A 24471-nucleotide genomic window follows, 5' to 3' on the forward strand; every position below is an offset into this window, starting at 1 on the left:
TTGATAATTAATAGAATATTCAGATACAAAAACGCCCGCATTAAGCGGGCGTTTTTGTAAAATTTGGTGGGTCCGGGCGAACTCGAATCGCCGACCCCTACCATGTCAAGGTAGTACTCTAACCAACTGAGCTACGGACCCAAATTTTCGTTCTGCTCACTTTGGTTGTAGTGAGACTTTAAGGAGTGGTGGGTCCGGGCGAACTCGAATCGCCGACCCCTACCATGTCAAGACATTAAAAATGGATTTGATAATTTTTGTTTTCAATAAAAACTCATAATAACAATGATTTAAGATTTTAGATAAAACAAAAAGAACGCCGTTATCACAAAATTTGGTCACCAGATGGTCACCACCGTCTGTAAATTATACAGTATCTATATTGCTGTTAAATTATACAGGAAAAGTCCAAATGAAGGAATTGAAGAGCTTTGAGTCGACACTTTTTGACAATGTAGAGTTCAAGAAAATCGCGCTGAAGGATCTGGTTCCTGACGACATTCTAGAGCGACTTTACGGCGAAGCGAATCCGATGGCACTGCTAAGAACTCAGCCTAAGGTGAATTTCAATGGTGAGTATTTATTCAATTTTTCGACACTTCAATCACCGGTGATTGCGTATCCATATCGACGCCATTTTCGGTTCTTGGTTGGCAGTTTTACAGTCGATAATTTGCGTACAGCGGTCGCTCAAAAACTCATTTCTCCTGATTATAAATTGCCCGTTTTGATTCTAAAAAAGAAGCCAAGCGAAACAATTCGCCTTCGTGTTATTCAGTTTGATCTGACCGATAATTTACTAGACAAATGCTTCGTCAGTGATACAAAAAAAATCATGTTCCTGCTCAAAAAATGGTTCAACAAAGACGAAGGGAAACGCAGTATTTTGCAGTCAAAAGAGTGGCGTTCTTTGTATCCTCAAATCACTTCGACAGAGTCTCTTGCGGCCTATTTATCAGCGTCAAAAAATGATATTTGAGGACTGATAAATGGATGACATAACCAGTGAGATTTTGGCTCGGCTTTGTCCCGGAATGGCGAAAGAATCACTCGATTCTTGGGTGGGAATTTTAAATATTATTGAGTGCCCTGAAAATTTTCATGGTTTACAACAGGTGTTGCACACGCTCGACTTTGCAAACCAAAGTTATCCCTCACTCTTTAGAAAAACTTTTGATGTAAAAGGTGATGAAGACACGCAGTTGTTTGCGGATTTTATGGAGGTAAATACGGAAGTTTTTCCAGACTTCATAGCAGACAAAGCACCATACGGTTCAATGGGCCAACGTCCTGTATTTGCACTACTGTACACCTTTTCTGAGCTTATAAATGCAAAAGCAACACATTCATTGTTGATGTTTCTAGACCATTATTTTTCCCATGAGGTAGCGATAAAAAACCTTGGTAAAGAAGAAAATGTATTTCGTGCATTTCGCCTCGTCTATACGGATCAATTGTTTGAACATCACCGACTCGTTGGTGCAAATGTATCGGTCGTTGCAGAACAACTCGTGAGTTTTAAAAAGGATTTGTTGCAGTCAGAGAAGCACGCTAAGGCGCGACGAATGCTTGGTTATGTTCGTGAGCTAATCCACTTTTATCGACTAGATTGGACCAGTCGAACTCGCCGACGTAGAAAAACACAATCAAGTATGCGCGCGGCTTATCAGCGTAGTAACTATGAACGAGTGTACGGTACAGATAGTTTATACACGGTTAAGCTGGTAAAGCCATCGTTATCCGAACGAGATAGACTCAGTGGTATTAGTTTAGATGAAGACTTTCCACCGATCTCATTCATAAAAACTCAGTCCTCCGAGAAGCTCAAGCCTGAGCATGAGATGCCAAATAAAGCAGTCATTCGAGACAGCAATAAAGAAAGACTACAACAGCGGATTGTTCAACGAGAAACCAAAAAGTCACATAACTTGACGTTAACTAGCAGAAATGTGCTTCAACAGTACGAACTAAACTACTTACTCGATGAACTCATGTCACAAAGACAAGGAAAGTTGAATGGCATCAGCAAAAGACATGTAAGGTTAGTAATTCTTTTAAGCTTGGCACTAGGTCGCTCCGTTGAAGATATCAATGTGCTAAGAGTTCTCGAGTCGTCAAACGCTGATGGTGAAGGTTTTTATGAAAGCAAAGGGCGGTGGTATTTTAAGGCTCACCACGGATTGACAAGTACACTAGGTGCGCAAAGGTCAAATGAACACTTATTGTCTGCAGGATCGGTGCTTCATATTCACTTGCCAGAATGGTTAAGTAAATTTATTGGACAAATTGGCGCAAAACACGGAATTGAAACATTGGCGGGCTTTCGAAAACCGCTTATTATCAAAGCGTCTGAGCAGCTTCTTCATAACTTAAACAAAAAGCACCACTGCCAAATCAGTTTAAAAAGGATCAGCCATCATCTTATTAACTATGTTGTTGCGAAAGAAGAAACCGATCCTGTATTGTTGGAGTGCCTTACCGGAAAGCCAAGTTATTACACTCGAGCACCCAGACATTATGCTTGGTACCCCAACGAAATGGTCAACCGTAAGATAAGTCAGCTATATCGGGAAATTTTCGCCTCTTACGATGCTGTCGATTCACAAATAGAGTTGGACCTGAATGAGAGCATTATCGATGAAGATGAAATCGGGATAGGCTCTCAATTCACCCCAAAGCGAACCGCCTTAGTTAAACTAGCTAGTGTTTTAAAAAAGCCACTGCAAACGGTAAACGCGTTTGATGCCGCCAGCGATCTCTATTCCACCATCAAATATCACAACGATTATACGCTCTATACCCTCTATATGTTGTTGTCAGCCACTGGCTACCGAGCAGTGGGAAACCCCTTACCGACATTCAGCTTACATTTGGCTCGTTACGGTGCTCTGTGCATATCCGACAAGGACAGTGTAACGACATTTGCGCACATGCGAGTCATTGCGTGTGCTCAAATACTGGGCAAACAACTGGAACATTACCAAAGTCATGTCCAATATATGGCTAGGTTATTGACTATGGCGTCTCCTAACCACTCTAGTCAGTACAAATGGCAAGTCGATAACAGTCAATTCCTAAACCTAAAGTCAAAGAATCATAAACTGGATTGGTTTATTAACGCGAAGAACTCGAAGGGCAATGACGGGCTGTTTTTGTTTTTTGAGCTTAATGACGAGCAGCAACTCAAGGCCACCAATGCCTTTCCAAAATCAGTTCAGTTACTTAGCAACCACCTTCCTGATTTGCCAATGAATTTTGGTCGGCATTATCTTCGTCTTCATTTACAACATTTGGGGCTTCATCAAGAGCTTATTAAATTTCAGCTTGGCCATTGGGTCGCGGGAGAGAATCCTTTGGAGCTGTTCTCTTCATTTGCCATGTCCGAGGCTATTGTGACGTTACAGCCAATCCTTGATGACATGTTAAACGATCATGGATGGATTGAGTTTCCATCAGTTTTAACGAGGAAACGGCGATGACGAAAGGACATAGTATTCCAAGTGACGGCCTTTGGCTGTTGTTCGAACCGCAAGCGAAACAAGAAATCACTCATTACCTTCAAGCTCACTCAATCTGCGATTTGTCAGAGGCTAAGCAGAACAAAGCCATTAAGAAAGTTTATAATTTTACTATTAAGTTAGCTCTCCAAGTGGGTAATCAAATCACGGGCGCATCAATTAACACCATACAAGAATTATTCGTCAAAAGTGTTGAGTTAGAGCCGGTATACCAGAAATTACTGAACTTGTTATTAGTAATTATTGAGAAGGAAACTGGTATACGCTCGCCCGAACTTGGAAGCAGTACCTACCTCCAACAGGAAGTCCCCCAGTTAACTCCAGACACCTTTTTAAACTCACGTTTGGCGTCGCAAATTTACCAACTAATAGAATCACCTCGTGCGCTACAGGAATATTTGCACGAACCTTCTCAGAATGCGGGTTTTGTTGCATTGTGGATGTGTTTGAAAGAGGCGGTAGACCACCAAAAAGCAGTTCAAACGTTACTTGCTTCACAAGACGTACTGCTAGCGATCAATAGACATTGGTTCTTTCCCTACGGTAAAAAACGTTACTGGCTCTCTACTAAGTCGGAGCTGCTGTTGCATCGCTGGTATGAATGCCAACAAAACGTCAAAATCAACATTGCCACAGCGATAAACCAATACCTTTATAGTAAGGAAATCATTTCACCCTCGTTGAGCATTAGTTTCATTGAGCTTCGACAGATGCTTAAGCTCGAATATGTGTTGAGTAGAAGTGCGATTGAATATGGCTTGTCGTCAAGGAAAGTCGATTCCACATTACTACCCGAACATGTGTTATTTAGGATGCTTAACGATCAGCGGATTTCCCATAAGGCTCTCCATACATCGATGCCTTCAACCACAGTACGGCAAACTCGCAGTTGGGAGAGTGCGTTTAGTAACACTTGCTATTCGCTGCGACGTAACACTGACAATGTAGAAATTTTAGAGCAGACGACTAAAAAACAGCTCACTAGAGTGAATCGTTATACTAAGCGACTAATAAAAGAGAACCGCAAAGTGAGCTCTAAGATTCGGCATCAACTGTTAGAAGAAATTCGTCCAAAGTTAGAAGAACCACAATCGGCAAAAAAAATGCCATGGGCTTGGTTAATTGTATCTTGGCTCTATCAGTTGTTGCGGCATGGAGGGAAGCACAAGCAAGCCTTGCGGTTAGATACGATTAAATCTTATATCACTTACGTTTCAGAGCCATTTATCGCAGAGTTCAATGGTTGTGACCCCAGTGCGATGAACGATATTGATTGGGCTGAAAAGTTGAATCTCGTGGTTGAACGAATCGCATCGGTTAATAAGAAAGCTTACGTTGTGTATTTTGCTGAGTTTTTGATTGAAAGCGGGCTAGTACCAAACTTGTGCCTATCCGATATTGATGTGCCTGCGGCGCAACATAACGTGGATGCCAACGTGATCACGCATAGCGAAGCCGATAAGGTACTCGACGCTCTGAGGAAAACGACTCATCCTAAAGCAGTGTTGGCTAAACTATTCTTTCTATTTGGTTTCTATGTGGGCCTAAGACGTAACGAGATAAAGGGGCTACAGTTTAAAGACTTCCATCGCTATCACGATGCCTTTGATACATTGCATGTTAGGCCAAACAAGTATCGTGAGCTGAAATCAACAGACAGCTCAAGAAACTTACCCCTGGATGCTCTAGTGCCCAAACATCTGCTCGAGGAATTGTATCAATTTATTGATACGGCAAAGAGCAAATATATTAGTAAAAGCACATCAGTTTTTCACTATATCGATGGCAGCGAACTAAATGAAGCTTTTAGTTTACTGACCCAAGTAATACAGGGTGTCACTGGCGACCAGACACTTCGTTTTCACCACTGTCGTCACTCTTTTTGCAATTGGAATTTGATGCATTTTTATGCTCCAAAGCTAACTGATACTGTAGCGTATCCTTTTTTGAACCACGAGTACTTTAACGAAGCACGTCGAAATTTGTTAATGAAGCGACTCGGAATTACTTCGTTCAGTAGAAAGGGGTTTTGGGCGGTAGGGGCGATGTTAGGGCATTCCTCACCAGCAACGACAACCTCTTCATATTTTCATCTGGCGGACTTTTTGCGTCGCAATTTATTTGCTAACCACAAAGCAGAATTATCAGCGCTCAGGCTCGTGTGGGGGCAGCGCATCGCCACCGACAACCTTGGACGGATTAACAGCAAGCCATCGATTGCTCAGAGGGTTTCGGCAACTATGCCGATGGAAATCGACGTAAAACTTGCAAGCGAATCATTTGATGTTAACACGTTGGACAAGAGGGTAAGTAAACAATCACTGGGAGGATTGGGCCTAGACATGTATTGGCGAATCTTGAGCCGAACAGCGGAGCGGCATCAGCCACTAAACATAGCAAACGACCTTCATATCGACATCGATGCTGTTAATTCAGTGTTAGACGTAGAAGCATCGGTAACTAGGTGGGTACTGCGTAATTCGAAGCATAAACCTCAACCCTATCTTAACTATGTGCGCTTAAACAAACCCAACCTCAGTATTGTTAGGGGCTTAATAAAACGCTTTATGACTAGAGAAGCGCAGTTAGAACAACAGATTAAACTGTCGCTTTTACGTCCTTGCATCGAAAACTTCATTGGCGCGAAAGATTCGTTAATTCGTACTTACGATAAAAATTCCGCGCTGACGTTGCTTCGTTTTATGAAAGTGATGGATTTTGAGCCATTTGAAATCAAGGTCAAATGGTATATGGCCAATGTACCACTTGCCAACCGAGATCAACTAAAGCCTTATCTCAGTCACCTAGACTTTTGGATAAATGCAGTGACCGAGAAAGTGATGTTGCCGCCAAATTCATTGTCTGTCGTCTTACCGGCTAATCTAGAAGAGTTTCGGCGTGACTTTGAACAAAGAGCAGAAACAAGGGTATCGGATGAGGGAAAATTTTTGGCTTATATCGCCCCTGGCTATGTGTCGATCCATGTCAAGCAAACACGATTCTACAGTGACAGGTTCAAAGAAAAAGAGATGCTGCCGAGCATGCCAAGAAGAACACGTGCGTTTGTGAGTTTTTTGAGGTTGCTGGTGGTTTATCTCATGGCGAGGGAGAATAACGAAGATCGCAACGTGCAAGGAAATGTATGATGTTGATGTTTCGCCAACACTTATATCAACAGTCATCGACACGGTGCTTGAGCAAGTGATTGAATGGCAGTCTCGACCTCTCGACGAGCTTTACCTTATCGACTATCTCGATTCTATCGTGGTTAAGATGCGTCAAGACAAGCAAGTCATCAACAAAGCGGTCCACCTTGCGTAAGGCGTAAACATGGAAGGGCAAAGAGCTGCTCGGTATGTGGCTCTCTGAAACGGTAGGAGCCAGTTCTGGCTTAATGTGCTGACTGAGCTTCAAAATCGTGGGGTAAAAGATATCCTTATCGCTTGCGTTGACGGACTCAACGACTTGTCATGGCCGGTAACACCGGAACGGGTAAAAAACATTTGGCGGTTGCAGCCATGAACATACTCTCAGTTGAGGCTGAACGGTTACGCAAAAAAGACGTTTGTAACATTTAAATTGATTCCCACATGTCTCTGGCGAGTTATCATTGCCTTTTATCCCAGCCGAACAGGCGCGCCTAAATGTTTGACAAATGGTCAGGAAAGTTTAATAAGGTCAAAGCGGCAGCAAAAGGCCGTGTACGGCCTCTCGCAGAAGAAGCTGAGTCCTTGGGTCGAAAACTGTCCCAAGAAGCCAAAGAAATATATGACAACCCAGAAGAAGCACTTGACCACACAAAGGAAGCCATAAAGGAATATTCCTATGTGGGTAAGCAAACGGTGGGTACCTTATGTGAAAAAGCTGAGAGCTCAATTCGTGAACCACTCGAGTCTTGGGATAAGTTGGTCGAGTCAACAGAGCAAGTAAAAGATGATGTGGTGGAAGGCTTGAGTAAAACGGCTTCAGACCTTTCTGGTGGCATCAAAGGCGCGTTTATTTCAAACGAACAATATGCGTTCTACGAGCGAGCTCGCTTCTACCAAGGTTCTTATATAGAAAAACTCATTCGAACTAAACCAGCCTTTGATACGATGGTAATTATGGGTGAGTCTTTAACCCAGTTCTTGACTTCAGGTGTATACAACCCCGATATCATTCAGGCATATGAGTTGGCTTACCCGAACTTATCAGCAGAGTGATAGTATCAGAACAGTCACGATTAATACGCTCTATCACGAAAAACAAACAGTAGGCCACTATCTTCATCATGATTGGCAAGATAAGGGAGAGTTTATCGAGGCTTATGAAATTTGGGGTGAATTGAAGTTAGGTCTGAAACCTAGTGTGAAATGTCACGAAAAACGCAGTTCTATTGCCCATCGAAGATTGCTAACACTTAAACTAGAGTCTGGTAGAGAACTCGTCTTCAAGTTTGATCAGGGGGTAGGTTACTGGCGTATATCAGATACGACTTCGAGATTTGATACAGTGAAATACAGTTTTCATTCAGACTTAAGCCCTCAACAGCAAGACTTGAGAAGTAAAGAGTCAAACTTAGTTGTGAACAATAGTGAGCCTTGGTCGACCGATGTGACTTTCCAAATTAAAAGTTAGCGGTATTTTTTGGTAGATTGAAGCAAGGTACATGCTTTTCATTAGCTACTGAGAAAACGAAGTTAGGCACCTAGTATTACGAAATACTAGGTGCCTCTATCTAATTCAGTAAAAGCCATAAACAAATCGATTAGTCAGGCACGTACTCAATAAGATCTTGAATCTTGCAATCAAAGTATTTGCAAAGTAGATCGAGTGTGTTGGTAGTAGTGACATACTCACTATCGTTGACTATTTTATTTATCGCCGATCTTTGAACGCCTATTTCTCTCGCGATAGATGCTTGAGAAATTTTTTTGCCTTCTCTTTTTTCTTTGATTTCAATGAGTTCTTTTAACTTGTAGCGAATGGTCACAACTGCACACCGTTTGTATCTTGACAGGGGACGTCAATGCGTTATATTGAATAATGTATCTTGATAAGAAACAAGGAGGTGGTCATATGGACCAAACACTATTAACAAGTAGAGAACTCGCAAGTCGCATCAAATTTAGCGCCAACTATATCAATTCGACATTGCGAGACTCTGTTTTCATCGAAGGTAAGCACTACATCCGACCGTTCAATGGTAGAAAAATTTTATACATTTGGGAAGAGATTGAAGTCGATTTGTATCGTTCAGCATGCAGAAATGTTGCCTATATCCCAATGGCGGGTGGGAGAGTGTGTAATGGGTAGTATTAATGTACGCAGAGGTAAGTTATTTGTCGATTTTCGCTATCAGAAAGTACGTTGCCGAGAGCAGACAACACTTTCCGATACACAAGCTAATCGCCGCAAGTTACAAAAATTACTGAAGCAAATTGAAGCTGATATTCGCTTGGGGTGCTTTGTCTATTCAGAATGTTTTCCCGGCTCACCCAAAGCGGCGCAATTTGCGAAACAAGATGTTGTCGCAAAGCGTCAAAAGACGGAAATGCTCGGTAAGTATGATGTGGCAGTGAATGAGCTTCAAGGTATTTCAACCATCCGCTTCGATGACTTTGCCGCCGAATGGTTTGAAGAAAACGAAGTGCGTTGGAAGGAGAGCTACAAAGACAGTATGCGAATATATCTCGGGTCTTACCTCATTCCGCAATTCGGAGAGCAGGGCGTTGATCAAATCACACGGCCCGACATTCTAAAATTTCGGGCTTCTTTGGTTAAACCCAAGGCCAATGGCAAAAGACTATCTTCGGATTTTATCAATCACATCATGACCCCGCTTCGCATGATCTTGAACGAGGCCGCCGACCGCTACGAGTTTAAAGCACCATTTGAAAATATTAAGCAGCTTAGGGTCGAGAAACGTGACGTCAATCCGTTCAGCCTCGACGAGGTCAATCAATTCCTATCCGTGGTGAAACCCGAGTTTGCTAACTATTTTAAAGTGCGATTTTTTACCGGGTTAAGAACCTCGGAGATAGATGGTCTTAAATGGCAATACGTCGATTTTGAGCGCAGAACCATCTCAGTTAGAGAAACCTACGTCCATGGGAGGATGGACACCACTAAAACCACCGGTTCGCATCGTGATATTCAAATGTCGTCGATTGTATTCGACGCGCTGACGTCACAACGTAACGTAACTGGGCATCGAGAATTTGTTTTCACTAACTCAGCGGGTAACCAATTAGATAAACGCAATGTACGAGAGAGGATCTGGAAACCAGCGTTGAACGCGATGGGTATTGAGTACCGTCGCCCATACGAGACGCGTCATACCGCAGCAACATTATGGCTCGCAGCGGGGGAGGCGCCAGAATGGATAGCACGTCAGATGGGCCATACGACCACCAAGATGCTGTTTGAAGTCTATAGCCGTTATGTGCCAAATCTGACGCGCCAGGATGGCAGTGCATTTGAGCAGTTACTAAAGCGTTCTATGGGGGAAAGATAGTATGGGCTATTCATCACTTGCTGTTCATTGCACAAGTCTTTGCTGCGACCTTATGCAAAATGAAAACTTTATCTCATTGTCACACGATGATATCAACTTGCTGTACGAGGATGTGTATTGCTTACTTCGGGAAAGAACTGAGCTCTGGCCCGAACGGTATCCAAAGGAACACGAGTTTATTCACTCAGTGACACTTGGTGTGCTGAAGGCACTTCATTACTGCCTTGATAGCTCTGCAGCAAGAAATCCAACTTGGTTACTCGAAGCGATGCAATCAAGAATATCCGCGACCTTTAAACGTTTGTACAAGAACACTAAGGTTCGAAGAAGATATTTTGGGAATACACAAGCTTTGTTAGCTAAACCGCACGAAGTCGCTGGCTGATGTGTCGAAGATTGATAAAGTCTTATGCCGAACAATATTTGATTGAGGAATCACACTAGAGCGGCAGCGGAATCATTGGTCCGCTGCCATTCCTGAATCGGAAATGCCCCAATCCAAGTTTCAGTGCCTTGTAAGATCTATAAACAAAACTTATTCGATTACCTGCGAGAGGAGAGTTTTGATAGACTAGTCCCTTCAATCCCCGTCATCCATAGCATCAGTGAACAGACAAACCTATTGGCTCTTAACGCTGCGATTGAAGCGGCGAGAGCTGGAGAGCAAGGGCGGGGGTTTGCAGTCGTCGCTGATGAAGTCCGTGTTTTGGCTCAAAAAGCCCAGGACTCTGCAACGGATATTCAAACAATGGTTATGACGCTCCAGCAAGCTGCGAACAAGTCTATCTCAGGAATGGAGAAAAATGTATTGCAAGTTGAGGAAGTGAGTCAGCGCTCATTGAACACCAGCAAAACATTTGAACAAATTAATGACGCAGTGACGCAAATCGATGAAATGATGGATCAGATTGCCACCGCAACGGAAGAACAGTCTCAGGTAACCGGTGATATCGCTAAACGAATCGAAGAGATTAGCGAGAGCTCTATTGAAACGGCAGCAAGTACAAATCAACTAATGCAGACCAGTTCTAGTGTCGCTCAGTCGGCAGAGGAACTCAGTAACCACTCTAAAAAGTTTCAAGTTTAATCGGGTTATCTTTGTCAGTTAAAACACCAGCTTGAAGACATAGAAACAATGCATCAATCACGGTTTGTGTACTGCCCTCAGCAAGCCGCGGTTGATGCTATTGGTGTTATTGTCGATAACATATACCTACAGCACCTAGAGTATGTCATGTTACGGAGCGGCTAACGTATGGACAAAGTGGTGAGTCCAGCGTTTTATCATTGCCCAATCTCTGTAGTCCCCTTCACTCACGCCGTTGCTTTTCGCGATCCACTTGAGGGGAAAACGAAAGTACCAAGGCATTACCTTTAGCTTTAATGTACCAGGAAAACCTGCAACCATAATCGGTTTAACTTGGGTGTTCACACTAAGAAGTGCGTCATCGTAGACTTGTTTGTCATCTATTGGATTTGATGTGCCTTGCACAAGAGAAAGACAAGTATAAAAATACGCAACAGGAATCTGTGAGAGTATCGTTTGATGGCGAGTCACGTACTGTCTAACGGTGGGCAACCACTTGTCATAACGGATGGGACTTCCCACTATCACCGCTTCACCATCTAGAGGTGCACGCGCATTTTCAGCATTTTGGCACTCAACCTGCAGACCTAATCGAGAAAGCTCAGTTGCCATTGCGCGCGCAATGTCTTCGGTTGAGCCAAATCCCGAGTCGTACACGATGAGCACTTTATTAAAGTTCATGATATGGGTCCTTTCGATGAGTCACTAAAAATTTGAACAGGGTTGATATTGAGCGAGCAAAACACGTTATGTGAACGCTTTCGTTTTTCTAAAAGCGACGAAGAGTAAAACCGCAATCGCAATTTCTACCGCTAGCGCGGCCAAAATCGCCTCAGACGGCATACCATCGGTAAGTATTCCTATTACTCTACCCACAGGAAAAGCGAAGAAAACGATTTTTGCAGCAATGATGGAGGTCTTAGTTAAGGGATGATAGAAGAGGCCAGCTAGCATTACTGCGCCCAATACAGCGAGATTTGTCCCCGGTCCTCGTAGTTCACTGAGTAGGTTTGGGTCATCCGCGAGCGCAATACCATAGCTTAAGTAAAAAGTATGTGGCTCTAATGCAATAAACCCGCCGATAGTAAAGGCGGTCACCCCAGCTATCCCTAAAACAATACGTTCAAACATAGATGCAATCATGGTGCAATCTCCTTCTAGATTTTATGACATCATTGGATTTACTGACTAGAGCCACAAAACTGCGGCAGGCAGTGAACGTTGTTTATTAGACCAAATTGGGCGATGATTTAATTGACAGAAAGTCGCTGAACGTTTGCAGGAAGTACATATTGATGGACGATAGAAGAACACAAGCCATGGCGAAGTTTGAGCAAAACAGGCGCCAGGATGAGGAAGTCAGCTCTCCGCTCAGTCAACTGAAAATGAGTAGCGTTTTTTATACTTACTCGACGTTGAAGCAACCTTGGGGGGTGAAGATCCCTGCTATTCCCTCTAGTACAATGTTTCACTTGGTGCTAGAGGGCGAAGCGTTAGTTTCAGCGTATGGGACACGCGTAAAACTGGGGCCTGGTGACTTTATTTTACTACCACGAGGTACCGGTCATGATATCGTTGACGTCAATAACACACCAGCCAATGACCTGTTTGACAATGATATCGAAAAAATCACCGAACACTATGAGCGTTTAACTACGGCTGGTGAAGGTGCGTTGACGACGACTCTGTGCGGCACGGTATTGTTTGATAACGAGGTGACGACATCCATCATTCAATCAATGCCGGATTATATTTTGGTGCCGTCACAATCCCCAGCGCACCAAACCATCGAAAGTGTGGTCCAATCGATACACAGAGAAACTGAAAATGAGGATTATGGCGCAGGACTTATTGTCTCTAAGTTGGCGGATGTATTAATCCTTCAATGTATTCGTGCTTGGGTGAATGAACTCTCTGATGAGCATCAGACTTGGCTACTGGCACATACAGATAAGCGTCTTTCTCGTGCGATGAAAAAAATACATGGAGACCCCTCTGCGCATATCGATATTGAGTCTTTAGCTGAGTTATCTGGTATGTCTCGTACCAGCTTCATTGATTATTTTAAGAAAATCGTGGGTCAGACGCCTAAGAAGTACATTACACATTGGCGCTTATCGTTAGCGCGAGAGCGCTTGTTGCATGGCAATGAGCATATTCTCAATATTGCACTCGATGTTGGCTATCAATCTGAAGCCGCGTTCAGCCGTGCATATAAGAGTAAGTATGGAGTGTCACCATCTTATTCTAAGAAAACCGGATAACACTGTTTACCGTTTTATCTAGGGAACGGCGGGCAGCCCGATGTAAACTCGGGCTGCCCAATGGTGATGGTTGAATCTCCCGTCCTGAATGCGCTATCCCCAGTAACCTCCTTCAATGGTTTTGGTGACATAGTCTGAGAACTTTGTCGGTTTGGTGCCAGTCGCTTCCTCGACACCATGCGCAAGGTTTGAGTTACGCCCGTCAAAGACAACGGTAAAGAGCTCATTAAGGAGCCACTGGTAATCTTCCGGTACATTTTGCTCCTTGAGAATGTTTAGGTAGTCATCGATACTGACCGAGGTAAATTTAATTTCTTTGTTGAGCTGTTTGGAAATCTCATCAACGCAGTCCTGAAAGGTCAGTAACTCAGGACCAGTTACCTCATACAGGCGGTTGCGCTTGCTTGGGTCAACCAGAGTGGCCACCGCTACTTCTGCAATGTCATCCGTGTCAATGAAGGGCTCTGGTGTGTTTCCAGCAGGTAATATTAAGTGGCCGTTCAAGATGCCATCAGCCATAAAGCTTTCGCTAAAGTTTTGTGCAAACCAAGAAGCGCGAACCACATTCCATTCAAGGCCACTGTTGATAAGAACTTGCTCCGCTCTTTCAGCCCCGTCTTCACCCCGCCCTGAAAGCAAGACAACATGCTCTACGCCCTCGGCTTTCGCCACTTCGATAAATGCGCGGATATCACTTTCTGCATTGGGTACGGCAAGGTCGGGCTGATAAGTCACGTACGCTGACTTTGCGCCTTTTAAGGCGCCAGGCCAAGTTGCTCTATTTTCCCAGTCAAAGCAAGTCGAGGTGCTGCGGGAGACTGGGCGAGTCTCAAAGCCAAGTTCAATGAGTCTTTTGTTGACACGAACACCGGTTTTTGCATTTTTTCCGATGATGACAATGGGGGTAGATGGATTGTTCATGATGGATCTCCTCGTGGGATTATGACGTGTTGTTGACGTAGTGTTCATCATGTCCTGAGAGTGCCTTTAGCGGAATGACATTAAGTTCGGATTTGTTTGCATAAAGTTCAAAATTGGAGAAAGGGGACGATACATGGGGTTGAGGTTTTAATCACTCGAAATGAACCTTTGTACATATGTCGTCTTGATGACAAGCCTTGTGACCTCATGGAGATGACTCGTTCCAACGACAATGTCGCTATTCCTGAACGAAACGTTATAAAAAACGGACTTTCAGTCAAGTGGAGATGGAGCGGTTGAGTATGATGTATCACGGTTACGCTAGAAGTCGATGCGTAATGAACGGATTTATCATAAATACTCGGTCCCAGGCAAGGAAGTGTGACGGACTTGAGGATGTCCAAGACCATTGGATGTTAGGGAAAATAATGTTTAGTGATAAGTAAGCGCAATAGGGAGAGAGCTATGGTTCGATTTCGTAACGCTCAGCAAGAAGATCTGACGTGTTTAGTGCACTTGCTCGCTGACGATCCATTGGGTCGTGATAGAGAGGATACGACCCAACCTTTAGATGAACGATATCAGCAAGCGTTTCAAGCTATATTGAGTAATGCGCAAAATCAACTGATTGTCGCGGAACGTGACAATGAGGTTGTTGGAATGTGCCAATTGACGTTCATTCCTTATTTGACTCATAAGGGAGGATGGCGATGCTTGATTGAAGGCGTCAGAGTGAAAGCGACAGTAAGAGGGCTGGGAGTTGGAACCGCACTGATTCACTATGCGCTCGATCTTGCGAAGGCATCAAACTGCATTATGGTCCAGTTGACCAGTGATAAATCTCGCCCTGACGCTATCGCCTTTTATCAACGATTAGGGTTTAGAGACAGCCACGAAGGTTTCAAACTACTCATCGGATAGTCTATCGTCTACTCCGGTTTCCTACACCTCAATTTTCTGTCGCACAGATGAAGACGAATGAATTCTATTTGGTAGGCTTCAACACTCTAGGACAGGAAGGAAACGAAAATGAATGCTCGTCACGTAAAGCAACAGTTATTTGAAGAAAGTGGTCAGAACCTTATTGTGGGAAGAGTCATTGACTGTCCTATTGAGCCTGAGCGGTTAGCACAAACAACAGCTGATTCCCCTTATGTTATCGAGGCTTTTGACAGCGGTTTGACAGCGGAAGTCTACAGAGTTCGTTTTGACAATAAGGACTTTACTCTTAAGAAGAAACGTCAAAGTGCAAAGGTGCAAAACTTAGATGGTCAATTTTCTTTTCTTAATGAGGTTCAGCGGCGTCAGGACTTTCAGAAGTTAAAAGCAGAGCGTCGTACTGGTCGGTCTCTTGATGGAATTGTGAATACCGTTTATGCCGACTATCGATTAGGGATCATCTTATCTGAATGGATAGAAGGTGCGCCAATCCAAAACCTAACGACTGAAATACTCCAGCAACTGTTTTCGACTTTGATGATGTGTGAACAAAACGGATTGTTCGAGTGGGACTTATGCTCTGGCAATTTGTTAGTTGACCATCATCAACAACTTAAATTGTTCGACTTTGGTTACATGTATGAGTTTGACCCTAGACGGGCATTTAATAGTAACGGAACGAACGATCCGCTATTTAACTTCTGTGAAAGGTTTGAGACGCGTTTCTTATCTGGATGGTTACTCGAGAAGGGGTATACCCAGGATAAGGCCCTCACTTTGTTTAGAGAGGTCAAAATGACCGCACTAAAAGCCATAGAGGATAAAATAACTTGGCTTGAGGGGAATGGTGGCGAGTCTTATATCATCGAATACTATCGTGGTATCCAGAGAGAGTTCAGCGAGGCCATTTCTAACCAATCAGTACTTGAGCGGTGTTTCTTAACAACCATGTTCCGCTCTCATGTGCTTGATATTGAGGACGATCTGGAAGGCAAAAGTTGCACAGCCTTAACACTCAAACGTATTGACGTCGTTCAAGAGATTCTCAATCATCATTTTCCACTCCTTGAAAGTTGCGGTGCTTTATTTTATCAGAATGAAGGTGCTTCGCAGGAAGCGTTGCGCCTTCAATATGAACAGAAGTGGAAGCTAGCGGAAAGCTACCAGTTGTAAAACAGAAGTTGGAGCTATTAAGCGAATATTTAGTATTTATTGCAAGAGTTGCTTAAAGCAACTCTTCTATTGACTAGGCGCTCATCCTAGCAACATGGAATAGTTGGTTCTTGAATAGGTAAATGAAAATGGACAAACAGACCTTACCGCAATTATTGCTCAGTCTTTTAGATACCGCGAGTGAAGGTTTGTGGTTTATGGGAGATGATAATGTTGTTCAGTTCTACAACAGTACTTTCTATCAGCAGTTTAATCTCCCTTCTGGGAGTCCATCATTAGAAGATTGGTTGGAGTTGGTTCACCCACAAGATCGAACTCAACTAGTGAAGGAAGTCGAGTTATATCAAAAGTATCATACGACTTCTCGCGTAAAAACGCGTTATCGTGTGAAAAATTTGTCAGGTCGCTACCTTTGGATTGAAGTAACAGGGGTACGTGCAGAGTTTAATGGTGGATTCGCCATGGTTGGCTCTCACAAGGATGTCTCTGATGAGGTGTTCCTTAATCAGTATCTGACTCATATGGCCAATCATGATAGTGAAACAGGATTATTTAACCGCCATTACTTCTTACAAAACTTTCCTCGCTTTAAAGAAAAAGGATGGCTTTTTGTATGTTGTTTGACTCAATTACAACAGTTTCAACGTAGGGTTGGCAACGATGCATCTGGAGCATTGTCCTCTACTTTAGTTTCCACATTAGATCATGTCTTTTCGTTGAAATACGGGCTTTATCGTATTAGCGCTGATGTATTTGTTGTTCAAATAGATGAGGAACTGGATGCAGCGTTAGTGCTAGAGCTGATGAAGCAAATAGAATCGGAATTCCAAGGTCAAAGTCAGCTCAAAGGATGCAGTTCAATCCTAACCAGTCGAGTGGGGATAGGGGCTTTACCTGTTAATATTATCAACCCAGAAAATCCGCTAGAACAAATATTTAATCTTTCAGAATACGCCCGTTTGGTCAGTTCGCCAGTGACTTATACCGATGATTCTCAACATGATATCGATAGGTATTTTGAAATACATGACGCATTAGAGGAAGCGATTGAATCACATCAAATTACTATTGCACTTCAACCTATTATTGAAGGCCTAACAGGGAATATTATCAGTTTTGAAGCGCTAGCTCGTTGGAATCACCCTGTGTTGGGCCATATTTCACCTATAGAGTTTATCCCTATAGCAGAAAAGCAAGGGTATATTCATGCGCTAGGAATGTTGGTCTTAACGCATGCTTGTCAATACCTTACAACATTTGATGAGACTCATGCAGCAAGGCCCCTAATCAATGTAAATGTCTCAGCACATCAGCTTCTTAAAGATAGCTTTGTGGATGATGTGTTTGATGTTGCAACGCAAGCTGGTGTTTCCCCTAGTCGTATTGTGTTGGAAGTGACAGAGTCATATTTGCTCGACGAAAATCCCACGATAAATAGAACGCTTAATATTCTTCATACTCATGGCTTTAAGTTGTCGATAGACGATTTTGGATCAGGAATGAGTGCCGTTACTAGTTTATTTCGTCTTCCACTCTATCAAGTCAAATTGGATAGGTCTCTGATTAATGAGGCGATGCGATTGGATGCATGCATGAAGTTAATTACTTATCTGTGTGATTTTGGTCGGGGGCATAATATTGCACTGGTTGCTGAAGGTGTGGAAACAACAGACATGCTAGATAAGTTAATTAAGATTGGCGTTCCGTATCTCCAAGGATACTGCCTATACCGACCTTCTGAGCCTCAGGTATGGTTGGAATACAGAAAAGCAGAAAGCCCGAGAGATTAATTATCTATTTTCTAGGTTTGTCTCCAACTGAGTGAGAGTAAGGCTTTATTTAAAGTTTTTGCTTTTTTCAAGTTTTATGAGCCTTTCTATTTAATAGGGAACACCCAGAAGAGGTGTTTTGAGGTCTTGTTGCGGAATAGTGAATGTGCTCTGTTTTGGCGCTACTAAACAGAGCAATCATCTTTACTTACCCATTTCCCAAACTGTCAGATAAAGGAAGAGTAGACTAAGGCCTGATAGAGAGATGAAGAATAGTGAATAATTCTTTCACGCAACAAAGCCTAAGACAACTAGTAAGTTTGATTGAACATTGGGCTGAGGTTTATGTATAACGGGGGAAATATGTACATAGGCAGTTGTTTGTGTGGCTCAATCCAGTTCGAGCTACATGGGGGAATTACAGATCCTATTTATTGTCACTGCTCGCTTTGTGATAAATCGAGTGGCAGTGCATTTGCCACAAATGGGTATGTGAATAAAACAGATCTCAAACTGACTGATGAAAAAGCCACTCTTACTTATTACGAGAGGAATGTTGAAAAACGAAAGTACTTTTGTACTGCATGTGGTGCACCAATCTATGGTTCAAATTCAGCTAAACTGTCCAAAGTTAGAATCCGTCTAGGCGCGATCGACAGTGATATAATCGAAAGACCAATTTCGCATAACTTTGTCACCTCAAAAGGAAATTGGGAAGAACTTGAAGCCAAGTTGCCAATGTATGAAGAGCACGAACCATCGAGGAGATAGTCGATGGAGAAAAGTTGTAGAACAAGGTGCTAAATGGAGAAAATATGGATGTAGTGGCATAGTGAGTTTGGTATCTGGAGATGAATGAGAGCGTCTGCTGTGGCTATCTAGACCAGCGATTCCACACTGCTTATACCGCTTAGACCACTTGCGTAATGTTGGTCTGGAAATACCACAGCGTCGACATACGAGGCCTGCATCACCACATTCCTCATAGATTTTTACCCACTGTAGTCTTTGTTGGATTTCTCTGCCCATAAACACCCAGTATAGTTGAAAGGATGTCTATGAATCGCACACCTGAACCACTGGATTATCCCCTTGAAGTAGCTTGATTTTCACGGGGATAATTTATTTATCAAGGAACAGTGTCGACCATTTCTATCTCCAATTAAATCTAACAGTCGCGACTAATTATGCTGACAAGTTAGGGCGGTGAGCATTTTCTATGAAACTCTCTGCTTCTTCAATTGGTAGAGGCTTACAGTAGTAGTAACCTTGATACACGATACATCCTAATGATTCGAGGTAATCGCGTTGGTATTTCGTTTCGACGCCTTCAGCGACAGTACATAACCCAAGAATATTGGATAGAGAAATGATCGTCTCAATAATTGATCTGGCGTTTGGCGTCGACTCAAGTTCGCAAATGAAAGACTTGTCAATCTTTAACTGACTAATAGGAAGCTTTTTTAGGTAGCTCAATGATGAGTATCCTGTACCAAAATCATCCAAAGCGAACTCAACGCCTAACGTTTGGAGCTTGTTCATGCATTGTATTGCTTGCTCAATGTCATCAATTAACATAGTTTCGGTTAACTCTAGCTTTAATCTCCCTGAAGGGATGCTATGTTTCTCTATTAGCTTTTGAATGACTTTGGAAAAACTTTTTGAGCGAAACTGTTGGTAGCTGATGTTGACTGAAATCGACAAATGGGATTTGGTCGAGTCACCTTGCCACTTAGCCAACTGCTTACAAGCCGTTTTGAGTACCCATTCGCCTATAGGTATTATTAAACCTATGTTCTCGGCCAAAGAAATGAAATGATAAGGACTTACTGATCCTTTTAAGGGGTGTCTCCAGCGAATGAGTGCTTCAACACCAATAACGGTCCCATCTTCATTCACTTGCGGTTGATAGTAGAGTTCAAATTGCTCCTTTTTTAATGCCGCTCGTAAGTCTCTTTCTAGCTCAAAGTTAGAAGAAATCGTCTTTTGCATCTCTGGCTTAAAAAAGCTGATCCTATTTTTACCTGAGCGCTTTGCATTGTACATCGCAATGTCGGCTTGTTTGAGTAACTCGGAGCTTGTTTGAGATGCGTTATTAAACAGTACAACCCCAACACTGACACTGCTAATGTACTCATAATGATCAAATTTATAAACCTGAGACAGGCCCTCGAGCACATTTGAAGCAGTGAATGCGATTTGATCTTGAGCAGCAAGTAAATCCAACTCAAAGGTTGGTAGCAAAATCACAAATTCATCGCCTCCAAATCGAGCGAGAAAATCACGTTTTCGTAAATGATGGAGGATACGTTTTGTGGTCTCCTTGAGCAGAGTGTCACCATGCTCATGTCCGTAGGTGTCATTTATTGTTTTAAAGTTATCTATATCAAGAAACAAAATGCTGTAGTAATGACCGCTTTGACCACTACTTGTAATCGCTTGATCGATCTTTTTTACCGCTAAAGAACGGTTGCCTAGCCCCGTCAAAGAATCAAGTTGGGCTAGTGTCATCAGCTCATCTTCCTTTTTCTTTTCAGCGTTGGCAACTGATTGGGTGAGTTTAAAAATCCAGAGCAAGTAAAGAGAAAAAGGCGCGATGCTAAGCATAATTCTGTGGTAAAAAGTCTTATGGATTATCTGTTTACCAAGTTTCGAGACGAACCAAAAATCTAGGTAACTGTTGTATAGTGCAACTACTTGACGTGACGTCCCTGTGCTGGGGTCAATGAAGTCAAAAGAGATGATTTCCTTGTCGGGTAGGCTTTTCATTAACTCACTGTAGTATTGTTGTTCGATAGGTTGAGTATACAGAGTGCTTTTATCTGTGGTAAATAAAGGGTAGCGATCTTTACGTATTATCTCGATGATTTGAGTTCGATCGGTTTGTTTGTATTCTTTAAAAAGAGAGGACCTATCTAATCTAATTCCCGCTGTCATAACCGCCACGGCTTGGTCTGAGTCGTTCATATAAACAGCTTTACGAACGGGAAATGCTAATGTTTGACTGTCCAACGTGTTGATTATATACGTTGGGCCGGTATGCAGCTTACTACTAACTCTCGCTTCCATGTAAGACGCTCTGGTTTGTACTAGATCCATTAAGTTGGGTAAATGGTTAAGATCGAAATTAGAGCTGACCACTAACGCTTTGCCATCATAATCCGCTAGACCTAAACCAATGAAAGCCGGGTAGGTTTCCATGGTGTTGTCGAGCAAAGAGTCATGTATTGGGTTGATAGGAAAACCATTTCTATAAATAAGCTGCTTTCCTAACACTTCTAAAAGGGACTCTTGCGTCTTCAGAAAAGACATGACGGAATTATTGAGTAGTCTTACATGGGTTTCCTGATCCTTTTTCGCAGCGGACACCAAAGATGACCAGTTATAATAAGCATAGTAACCAAAGAGTAGTATAGAAGAAGCTAAAACAACATTAAAAATTGCCCAGATGTTGCTTTTGTTCCATGTTATTTTTGATTTCATATTTAAGAATGTTTATATTTACGTTATTTTGGTTCATTGAAATATCGATCTATCAAGATGATTACGAGTTGAGTTACTTTTGGCCTTCTAACAGATTATTTATGATTATTAATAATAATTGATATCTTCACTTTATTAGTAGTAGGTGTTTCTTGAACCAAATGTATGGGAAAGATACAGGAAAGAACTAAACGAAGATAATAATTTGATGATATGCTGTCATATTATTTAATTTACACATGATGATCTATATTACTTTGAACGTCTACGAGGATTATTATCAGACCTCTTCATGTAAATATGAGGAGGTCTGGTTATAAGGATATTCATTACTTAAGTTTATCGGTGATCTTTCTAGCTGATATAGAATAAATAAGAGGTACCTGTTGGTTTTTGTGCAACATTTGATACCCATAACCAGGTATGTATTCCAATCCATCAAAACAGTTGTATGGACTGTAGGGCGACTCAGAGAATACTTCAATTTTTAAGCCAGCTGCTAGTAAGGCACTGATAACTTCACTAATTGAATGAGACCACGTTGCCATCGTCGAAGTTGTACCATCGCAGTTCTCGGTATATGTACCTTCTTCATCAATATCAGGTTCACTTTTTGGGAAATAGGAATAACCGCTTAACAAATCGTTGACCGAATGAAACTCTACAAGATGAAACTTACCACCACATTTTAGTGAGTTTGCGACGGTATTTGCCCATGCAGACAAGTCCGATAGCCAGCAAAGTACGCCATATGAAGTAAATACGATATCGAACTGCTTTTGGTTAATCTGATCAAACTGACAAACATCGCTTTCTACAAATGTTGCATCTATTCCTAGCGATTCTTTTAGTAAGTTAGCTTGTTCGATGGCTTTGCTTGATAGATCAACCCCCGTTACATTTGCACCCATGCGCGCTAGTGATAGAGTGTCCTGTCCAAAGTGACACTGAAGGTGTAAAATAGATTTACCTTTCACATCTCCCAGCAATTTAAGTTCGGGAGGATTTAGAGAGGATCTGCCTTTCTTAAACGATTCGACATCATAAAACTCTGACTTGATATGGGTGTCTGTTCTGGAATCCCACGCATCTTTGTTTACTTCTAGATAGTTCATTTTCATACCTGCTTTGTTGAATTACTGATATCATTTATTCGTGTGGTAAAGATTTCGAAAGTATTCTGATAAGGCCCTTTCCCCATGCAACAGAGCGACCATATCCCCTGCGTTAACGGTAAGGAAAAACTCAGCGGGGCCTCTAAAACGCTTAGGTATAGATTTTGCGATAGATAACGCAGTTCTTCTCACCCAGTTTAGTAAGTTGATTATCTTAGCTCAATCGGCTCGTCCTTGAGCTTCGAATGCAAGCATAGCTATTTGAGATAAACATCGCTCTTCTGGTCCTCCGACACTAAGTTTACGCTCGCTCATATGGATAGCTTCTAAGCAAAAATGGGCCAAATCTGTATCGTGAATAGGGTTTAACTTTTCTTCCATCTCCGAATACATTTGCTCGTCCGGATTGTGCCATTTTGTAGTACTCATCTAGAGCCGAGAAAAACCTACTTGGCCTGATTACACACTGAGTTAGTTGCTCGGTTTTGATTAATCTGCCAACAAAATTTTCTTTAGCATTAAGCAGTCGGACATGGTTATATTTCGGGGCATTAAAAGCAGAGATGTATCTAAACTTCTTGACACCTGCTCTTATAGCTTCCTCTAATAAATTGCAGTTAGCCTGAAAGTCTACATCCATATATTTCAGACCATCTTTCTGTCTTCTAATACAAACACAGGAAACAACAATATCTATATCATCACAGCATCCAAATAGGCTACTAGGGTTAGTAACCGCCGCAACTCTGATTTGTGTGTCAGTAACTCCACATCTGTTGAGTTACTCGGTGTGCCGTGCTAAAGCAAAAAACTCTGTATTAGAGGTTTTTAAAACATCGATGAGATGTCGAATAAGGTAACCACCAGCTCCAGCTACAAGAATCGTCTTAACATTGTCCAGATTACACCTCATTTCTTAAGAATAACGATAAAAACCTACACCAAATATTCAATTTATTAATCACCATATGTGGTGATTGAGCAGCTAATAACTAATGGTAATTTGTTGGGCCATTATTGTTTTCACTGGAAGCTATAGTATGACTTCATTGAACAAAGCAAGAGCTGCACTACTTATCAATATCTTATGTTTTATGTTTGGGTTTTGGCTACTAGTCAGTAAGTTTCATTACTTACATGACAAAAGCCTCTTCCCTGAACAAGTTATAGAAATGCTGCTGTTAGATAGATATCATTTTATAATTTGGAACTTGTTTGTATACGCTGTATTTGGAGTGTCTTTGCTCTACTTAACGGTTGCTATCTTTTTTTATATTAATAAACATAGACCACAGTTGGCCAACGGTATTTTGACTATCGGGGGGATTTGGTCCGGATTTATGTTGCTTAGTGGTGGACTTTCCATTGAGCTGATCAATAATGTTGTGGACGTTTACACACAAAATCCAGATCTTGCAGTAAACGTTTGGGTGTTAGGAAGTCTTTTGCTTGAAAGCGTTGGAGGAGGGAATGAGTTCATTGGTGCGATTTGGGTTGGGCTAATTTCTTACGCTATGCCTGCTCGTAAATGGATGACTACTAGTACTAAAATTACAGGATATGTAGCTAGCGCGTTGGGTTTAAGTACCTTGTTTGACTCTTCTGAAACCTTTGCTAGCCTGTTTGGGGCACTCTTGATATTCTGGTTTCTATCGCTATTTGCCGCACTTCCTAAGACGTTTACCTCATGGGAAGACAAGAAATGA

General features: G+C 42.2%; 18 protein-coding genes, 1 tRNA gene and 2 pseudogenes. 13 read left to right on the forward strand and 8 right to left on the reverse strand.

Features of this window, described 5'->3' with window-relative positions; all coding sequences use genetic code 11:
• Positions 1 to 64: 64 nt before the first annotated feature.
• Positions 65 to 141: transfer RNA gene (locus MTO69_RS06240), tRNA-Val, on the reverse strand.
• A 271-nt stretch (positions 142 to 412) separates the two neighbouring features.
• Between MTO69_RS06240 and MTO69_RS06245 the strand changes: the two genes are divergently transcribed.
• The 5 genes and pseudogenes from MTO69_RS06245 (at position 413) to MTO69_RS06265 (ending at position 7720) form a co-directional block, all read left to right on the forward strand.
• A complete protein-coding gene (locus MTO69_RS06245) occupies positions 413 to 979 on the forward strand; it encodes a hypothetical protein (RefSeq protein ID WP_248333615.1) in 567 nt (188 codons plus the stop codon).
• A 10-nt stretch (positions 980 to 989) separates the two neighbouring features.
• Positions 990 to 3479, forward strand: a complete 2490-nt coding sequence (locus tag MTO69_RS06250; RefSeq protein ID WP_248333617.1) for a hypothetical protein — start codon at positions 990 to 992, stop codon at positions 3477 to 3479.
• Entirely contained in the window at positions 3476 to 6664 is a 3189-nt protein-coding gene (locus MTO69_RS06255) for a tyrosine-type recombinase/integrase (protein WP_248333618.1), read from the forward strand. The genes MTO69_RS06250 and MTO69_RS06255 overlap by 4 nt, the downstream gene beginning before the upstream one ends.
• Positions 6657 to 7040 (forward strand): annotated as a pseudogene (locus tag MTO69_RS06260) (transposase). The gene MTO69_RS06255 and the pseudogene MTO69_RS06260 overlap by 8 nt, the downstream one beginning before the upstream one ends.
• 122 nt (positions 7041 to 7162) lie before the next feature.
• Positions 7163 to 7720: a hypothetical protein gene (locus MTO69_RS06265; RefSeq protein ID WP_248333619.1), complete on the forward strand. Its 558-nt coding sequence runs from the start codon at positions 7163 to 7165 to the stop codon at positions 7718 to 7720.
• A gap of 545 nt (positions 7721 to 8265) precedes the next feature.
• On the opposite strand, the gene MTO69_RS06270 is transcribed toward MTO69_RS06265, so the two are convergent.
• On the reverse strand, positions 8266 to 8490 hold the full coding sequence (locus MTO69_RS06270; protein ID WP_248333620.1) for a helix-turn-helix domain-containing protein: 225 nt from the start codon (positions 8488 to 8490) through the stop codon (positions 8266 to 8268).
• Positions 8491 to 8805: 315 nt separating this feature from the next.
• On the opposite strand from MTO69_RS06270, the gene MTO69_RS06275 reads away from it, so the two are divergent.
• Both MTO69_RS06275 and MTO69_RS06280 read left to right on the forward strand, forming a co-directional pair.
• Positions 8806 to 10014 carry an Arm DNA-binding domain-containing protein gene (locus MTO69_RS06275; protein ID WP_248333623.1) on the forward strand — a complete coding sequence of 403 codons (1209 nt, stop codon included), beginning with the start codon at positions 8806 to 8808 and terminating at the stop codon, positions 10012 to 10014.
• A gap of 622 nt (positions 10015 to 10636) precedes the next feature.
• Positions 10637 to 11101 (forward strand): methyl-accepting chemotaxis protein, encoded by a 465-nt coding sequence (locus tag MTO69_RS06280; protein ID WP_248333626.1) that lies wholly within the window; start codon positions 10637 to 10639, stop codon positions 11099 to 11101.
• Positions 11102 to 11251: 150 nt separating this feature from the next.
• Here MTO69_RS06280 and MTO69_RS06285 read toward each other — a convergent pair whose 3' ends face one another.
• Positions 11252 to 11782, reverse strand: coding sequence for a flavodoxin domain-containing protein (locus MTO69_RS06285; RefSeq protein ID WP_248333627.1), 531 nt, complete (start codon positions 11780 to 11782; stop codon positions 11252 to 11254).
• A 66-nt stretch (positions 11783 to 11848) separates the two neighbouring features.
• Positions 11849 to 12244 carry a DUF4345 domain-containing protein gene (locus tag MTO69_RS06290; RefSeq protein ID WP_248333629.1) on the reverse strand — a complete coding sequence of 132 codons (396 nt, stop codon included), beginning with the start codon at positions 12242 to 12244 and terminating at the stop codon, positions 11849 to 11851.
• Between the two features lie 152 nt (positions 12245 to 12396).
• Between MTO69_RS06290 and MTO69_RS06295 the strand changes: the two genes are divergently transcribed.
• Entirely contained in the window at positions 12397 to 13365 is a 969-nt protein-coding gene (locus tag MTO69_RS06295; protein ID WP_248333632.1) for an AraC family transcriptional regulator, read from the forward strand.
• A gap of 93 nt (positions 13366 to 13458) precedes the next feature.
• On the opposite strand, the gene MTO69_RS06300 is transcribed toward MTO69_RS06295, so the two are convergent.
• The gene (locus MTO69_RS06300) at positions 13459 to 14286 is read right to left on the reverse strand and encodes an NmrA family NAD(P)-binding protein (protein WP_248333633.1); all 828 of its coding nucleotides are present in this window, start codon (positions 14284 to 14286) and stop codon (positions 13459 to 13461) included.
• A gap of 465 nt (positions 14287 to 14751) precedes the next feature.
• On the opposite strand from MTO69_RS06300, the gene MTO69_RS06305 reads away from it, so the two are divergent.
• From MTO69_RS06305 to MTO69_RS06320, 4 genes are all read left to right on the forward strand, one after another.
• Positions 14752 to 15207 carry a GNAT family N-acetyltransferase gene (locus tag MTO69_RS06305; RefSeq protein ID WP_248333637.1) on the forward strand — a complete coding sequence of 152 codons (456 nt, stop codon included), beginning with the start codon at positions 14752 to 14754 and terminating at the stop codon, positions 15205 to 15207.
• Between the two features lie 108 nt (positions 15208 to 15315).
• Positions 15316 to 16398 (forward strand): AarF/UbiB family protein, encoded by a 1083-nt coding sequence (locus tag MTO69_RS06310; protein WP_248333639.1) that lies wholly within the window; start codon positions 15316 to 15318, stop codon positions 16396 to 16398.
• A gap of 128 nt (positions 16399 to 16526) precedes the next feature.
• Positions 16527 to 18188, forward strand: coding sequence for an EAL domain-containing protein (locus MTO69_RS06315; protein WP_248333643.1), 1662 nt, complete (start codon positions 16527 to 16529; stop codon positions 18186 to 18188).
• 342 nt (positions 18189 to 18530) lie between these two features.
• Positions 18531 to 18938 (forward strand): GFA family protein, encoded by a 408-nt coding sequence (locus MTO69_RS06320; protein ID WP_248333644.1) that lies wholly within the window; start codon positions 18531 to 18533, stop codon positions 18936 to 18938.
• 60 nt (positions 18939 to 18998) lie between these two features.
• On the opposite strand, the pseudogene MTO69_RS06325 reads toward MTO69_RS06320, so the two are convergent.
• The 3 genes and pseudogenes from MTO69_RS06325 to MTO69_RS06335 form a co-directional block, all read right to left on the reverse strand.
• Positions 18999 to 19196: pseudogene (locus MTO69_RS06325) on the reverse strand (helix-turn-helix domain-containing protein); the annotation flags it as partial.
• A 156-nt stretch (positions 19197 to 19352) separates the two neighbouring features.
• Positions 19353 to 21134 (reverse strand): putative bifunctional diguanylate cyclase/phosphodiesterase, encoded by a 1782-nt coding sequence (locus MTO69_RS06330; protein WP_432715654.1) that lies wholly within the window; start codon positions 21132 to 21134, stop codon positions 19353 to 19355.
• A gap of 845 nt (positions 21135 to 21979) precedes the next feature.
• Positions 21980 to 22765, reverse strand: coding sequence for a class I SAM-dependent methyltransferase (locus tag MTO69_RS06335; protein ID WP_248333649.1), 786 nt, complete (start codon positions 22763 to 22765; stop codon positions 21980 to 21982).
• Positions 22766 to 23805: 1040 nt separating this feature from the next.
• Here MTO69_RS06335 and MTO69_RS06345 point away from each other — a divergent pair.
• Positions 23806 to 24471 carry a hypothetical protein gene (locus MTO69_RS06345; RefSeq protein ID WP_248333651.1) on the forward strand — a complete coding sequence of 222 codons (666 nt, stop codon included), beginning with the start codon at positions 23806 to 23808 and terminating at the stop codon, positions 24469 to 24471.

This window comes from Vibrio sinaloensis (assembly GCF_023195835.1).
GTDB classification, from domain to species: Bacteria; Pseudomonadota; Gammaproteobacteria; order Enterobacterales; family Vibrionaceae; genus Vibrio; species Vibrio sinaloensis_C.

Excerpts from the sequence above, each read along its gene's own strand:
- MTO69_RS06245 (WP_248333615.1), top strand. The coding sequence starts at position 413 with ATGAAGGAATTGAAGAGCTTTGAGTCGACACTTTTTGACAATGTAGAG.
- MTO69_RS06250 (WP_248333617.1), top strand. The coding sequence starts at position 990 with ATGGATGACATAACCAGTGAGATTTTGGCTCGGCTTTGTCCCGGAATG.
- MTO69_RS06255 (WP_248333618.1), top strand. The coding sequence starts at position 3,476 with ATGACGAAAGGACATAGTATTCCAAGTGACGGCCTTTGGCTGTTGTTC.
- MTO69_RS06265 (WP_248333619.1), top strand. The coding sequence starts at position 7,163 with ATGTTTGACAAATGGTCAGGAAAGTTTAATAAGGTCAAAGCGGCAGCA.
- MTO69_RS06275 (WP_248333623.1), top strand. The coding sequence starts at position 8,806 with ATGGGTAGTATTAATGTACGCAGAGGTAAGTTATTTGTCGATTTTCGC.
- MTO69_RS06285 (WP_248333627.1), bottom strand. The coding sequence starts at position 11,782 with ATGAACTTTAATAAAGTGCTCATCGTGTACGACTCGGGATTTGGCTCA.
- MTO69_RS06290 (WP_248333629.1), bottom strand. The coding sequence starts at position 12,244 with ATGATTGCATCTATGTTTGAACGTATTGTTTTAGGGATAGCTGGGGTG.
- MTO69_RS06295 (WP_248333632.1), top strand. The coding sequence starts at position 12,397 with ATGGACGATAGAAGAACACAAGCCATGGCGAAGTTTGAGCAAAACAGG.
- MTO69_RS06300 (WP_248333633.1), bottom strand. The coding sequence starts at position 14,286 with ATGAACAATCCATCTACCCCCATTGTCATCATCGGAAAAAATGCAAAA.
- MTO69_RS06305 (WP_248333637.1), top strand. The coding sequence starts at position 14,752 with ATGGTTCGATTTCGTAACGCTCAGCAAGAAGATCTGACGTGTTTAGTG.
- MTO69_RS06310 (WP_248333639.1), top strand. The coding sequence starts at position 15,316 with ATGAATGCTCGTCACGTAAAGCAACAGTTATTTGAAGAAAGTGGTCAG.
- MTO69_RS06315 (WP_248333643.1), top strand. The coding sequence starts at position 16,527 with ATGGACAAACAGACCTTACCGCAATTATTGCTCAGTCTTTTAGATACC.
- MTO69_RS06320 (WP_248333644.1), top strand. The coding sequence starts at position 18,531 with ATGTACATAGGCAGTTGTTTGTGTGGCTCAATCCAGTTCGAGCTACAT.
- MTO69_RS06330 (WP_432715654.1), bottom strand. The coding sequence starts at position 21,134 with ATGAACGACTCAGACCAAGCCGTGGCGGTTATGACAGCGGGAATTAGA.
- MTO69_RS06335 (WP_248333649.1), bottom strand. The coding sequence starts at position 22,765 with ATGAACTATCTAGAAGTAAACAAAGATGCGTGGGATTCCAGAACAGAC.
- MTO69_RS06345 (WP_248333651.1), top strand. The coding sequence starts at position 23,806 with ATGACTTCATTGAACAAAGCAAGAGCTGCACTACTTATCAATATCTTA.